Raw genomic sequence first — 3,200 nt, forward strand, 5'->3', positions numbered from 1 at the left:
TTGGTGCTGCGATGGTTCCTGGAAGACACCCGGATGGTGGCGCTGGCCAGGGACAACGCCGTCGCCTTGTCGACGGCGTATGAGTACCGGGACGAAGGCATTGCGGTGCTCGCCGCGCGCCGGCCGTCGCTGCACGGGGCGCTGCTGGCGGCCAAGGCGGCTGGTCACTCGCATGTGATCGTGGACGGCACGCTGATCCACACCGACCGGATCTCCACCCCAGGCCCCACCCGCGGGGTGGATTTGTGGTGGAGCGGCAAGCACCGCCATCACGGCGGGAACATTCAGGTTGTCTCCGGCCGGCAGACCGAGCGCGCGCACCGCGTTGAGCTTGTCGATCTCCCGCAGCAGCGTCTCCAGGCTGACCTGGCCGGGGTCGGCCTTCAGCTCGGCCAGCAGGCCGCGGCCGCTGGGCAGCAGCGGGGCGTCCTCGGCGATGAGGTCCTCCAGCGCGACCAGGCACGCATCGTCGAGGCGGGAGAGGGTCTTCTCGCAGAAGCGCTGCTCGAAACCGGCGCGGGCGGACCCGAGGATGCGCTCGATCCGGCCCGGCGGCTCCAGACGCTCGCCGCGGCAGCGCACCAGCACCGCCTGACGCAGCTGCTCCTCGTGGAGTTCGACTGGGCAGACCTCCTCGGCCAGCCAGGCGGCGATCTTGTCCTCGTCCCCGCGGGTGAACTCGCGGAAGCCGAACACCCCGCGGATCTGCTCGCGGTGGTACTTGATCGAGCGGCCGTCCCAGTCGTAGGCGTCGAACAGCTCCGGGTCGACCTTGACCTGCTCGGCGACGTAGGCGACCACCACCGGCGGCAGTTCCTCGGAGCCGCGCGGGAAGCGAGCTTCTCGCGCGAAGAACTTCAGCAGCAACGCGAAGCCCAGCCGGGTCGGGGGTTGTCCTGTTGCACACCAACAAGATGCGACCGGGTTGGGGTCGGGTAGGACCGGCGGGTTGCCCCGCCGATCCCCCCTCAGAACCGGACTTGAACGCTTTCCATTCATCCGGCTCAAGCAAGCCCTGAAGGCTCGTCGGCAGGTTGCCGTGCCGGGCTGCGTGCGCCGCTGTTGGCTTGGCGTGCGCAGTGGGCGTGTACGAGGCGGAGTGCGGCGGTGTCGTCCGACGTACCGTGTCCCGCGTAGGTGATGATCGCTTGTTTGCGGATCGCCTTGCGGGTGACCTTGACCCACGTTTCCCATTCCTCTGGGGATTGTGGCTCCTGGTCGGCGTGCAGCAGCAAGCTCCGGCAGAGCGGACAACGGCCATGTTGCGCCTGAAGCAGGCGCAGTCGGGACTTGTCCAGCGGGGGCTTGCGGCGGCGTCGCCGTTCGGCCCAATAGTCGGTCAGGGCAGGGTCATCTGGTGATGCCCGTCCCTTGACGACTTGGTGTCGGACGATTTTCGTCCAGGCGAACTTGGCGAGGTAGGCGCCACTGGCGTGGTCACCGAAGATCCACCGGTCTCGCCTGGTCGGGTGGAACGCGCCGAAGTACCGGTCAACAACCCACCGGCTCGATTTGTTCGGGTGTCGACGCTTGGCCCAACTCATGACCAACTTCCACATGTGAGTGTCCAGTTGGACGAACGTCCGCTTGGACACCACGCTCCGGTAATAAGCTGACCAACCTCGAATGATCGGGTTGAGGCGGGTCACCACCGCGTGAGCGTTCGCCCCTCGCAGGGCTCTCATCTCCGTGGTGAGCCGTTTCCGGAACCGCTGCACGGCCGTTTTGCTGGGTTTGATCAGCAGCTTTCCATTGCGATACCGGCGTATCTGCATCCCAAGGAACTCAAATCCCTGCTCGAGGCAGGTGATTCGCGTCTTGTCCTCGTTGAAGGCCAAGCCACGGGGTGCAAGCCAGGCGGCGAGCCGTTCTTTGACCTGTTCGGCCTGTTCCGGGCTGCCGCACATCACAACAAGATCGTCTGCGTACTTCACCAGCACAGGGCTTTCCGGCACCACGCGGTCGGCGCTGACGCCGGACGTACGGTACCTGACCCCGGCCGCCTGCTCCATACCATGCAAGGCCACATTCAGTAGGACGGGGCTGATCACGCCTCCTTGAGGGCTTCCCTCATCGGTTGGCGTGAAACATTCGCGCTCGACCACACCCGCCTTCAACCATTGTTCGACCAGCTTCCGCGCGGGAAACGTACCGAGCTGGCTGAGAATGTGGTGATGGTCGAGCCGGTCAAATGCCGCCGCCAGGTCGGCGTCCAGGATCCATCGCCGTTGCGGGTTCTTCCCGCTGACGGTGTTGAAAATGGCCTCGATCGCGTCGTGGCAGCCGCGGCCGGGCCGAAACCCGTAGGTCTTCGGCTCAAACCGCGCTTCCCACTCAGACTCCAGTGCGTTGAGCGTCAGGGCTTGCAAGATCCTGTCGCCGATCACGGGAATCCCGAGGGGACGCCGTTTTCCGTTGGCCTTGGGCACATACACTCGCCTTACCGGCTTGGCCGTCCACGACCGGCAGCGACTTTGCGCCCAGCCAACCCATAGGGCTTTTGCTTGGGAGCTTCGTACTACCTTGCCGTCGACGCCTGCCGTCCGGCGACCGGCGTTGAGCTCCGTCACCCGCCGCACACTCAACAGTGCGTTGGCGCGCGAGCGAAGCATCAACTTTTGCAAGTTTCGGACCTTTCTCAGGTCCCCTGCCTTCGATGCCGCGAAGATACGTTGCCGCAGACGCCGTACGTCGCTCTCGGCCTGACGCCAATCCACAGCGTCCCAGTCGAGAGAGGCGTCCTCGGGTCCGTTCACCGCGACGTGTTCGCGCGTGACATCGGTCGCGGCGAGCGTGGTCGTGGCGTCCAACTTGTCCCTCGGTTCCGGTGCGTTGATCATCGAGTCTTCACAGGCTCACCTGACGCACGTCAGCGCTCTTTCGAGCCGGACCACCAGGTCCGTATCCAGGCGGTTATCCGACACCCCGCAGGAGGCCGCGGCCAGCGGTGTCGGTCTTTCCGGTGCCTTTCGGCGTCCCAGCCTTCGCTTGTTGCGTCATCCTTCCCCCGCTGAGGACTTCAGCTCTCCTCACGGTCGGCCCACCACGCCAGCACGGCGTGGACCTCAACGGGATTGCCACGTTCCGCAGGTGTGAGACGCGATCCGGTAGTTGTCAAGTCAAACTGAGACGGGTTGTGTTTAGTTGACTGGTTGTTGATCTTCGATGGGTTGGTTGATCCAGGCGGCTTTGGGTAGTGC

At 65.0% G+C, this 3,200-nt stretch carries 2 protein-coding genes and 2 pseudogenes; 1 reads left to right on the plus strand and 3 read right to left on the minus strand.

Going from position 1 to position 3,200, the window contains the following annotated elements:
• Positions 1-297, plus strand: a pseudogene (locus ACWDKQ_RS35575) (IS5/IS1182 family transposase); the annotation flags it as partial.
• A gap of 261 nt (positions 298-558) precedes the next feature.
• Here the strand turns inward: ACWDKQ_RS35575 and ACWDKQ_RS35580 are convergent.
• The 3 genes and pseudogenes from ACWDKQ_RS35580 to ACWDKQ_RS35590 all read right to left on the minus strand — a co-directional run.
• Positions 559-999: pseudogene (locus tag ACWDKQ_RS35580) on the minus strand (DUF4158 domain-containing protein); the annotation flags it as partial.
• Positions 1,000-1,004: 5 nt separating this feature from the next.
• The gene (gene ltrA, locus ACWDKQ_RS35585; RefSeq protein WP_450143140.1) at positions 1,005-2,840 is read right to left on the minus strand and encodes a group II intron reverse transcriptase/maturase; all 1,836 of its coding nucleotides are present in this window, start codon (positions 2,838-2,840) and stop codon (positions 1,005-1,007) included.
• A 179-nt stretch (positions 2,841-3,019) separates the two neighbouring features.
• A partial coding sequence (locus tag ACWDKQ_RS35590; protein WP_450143141.1) for a hypothetical protein occupies positions 3,020-3,200 on the minus strand: 181 nt, incomplete at its 5' end.

The organism is Saccharopolyspora sp. NPDC000995 (genome assembly GCF_053599315.1).

What these genes read in the sequence shown, in the direction of transcription:
- ltrA (WP_450143140.1), bottom strand. Translation starts at nt 2,840, where the DNA reads ATGATCAACGCACCGGAACCGAGGGACAAGTTGGACGCCACGACCACG.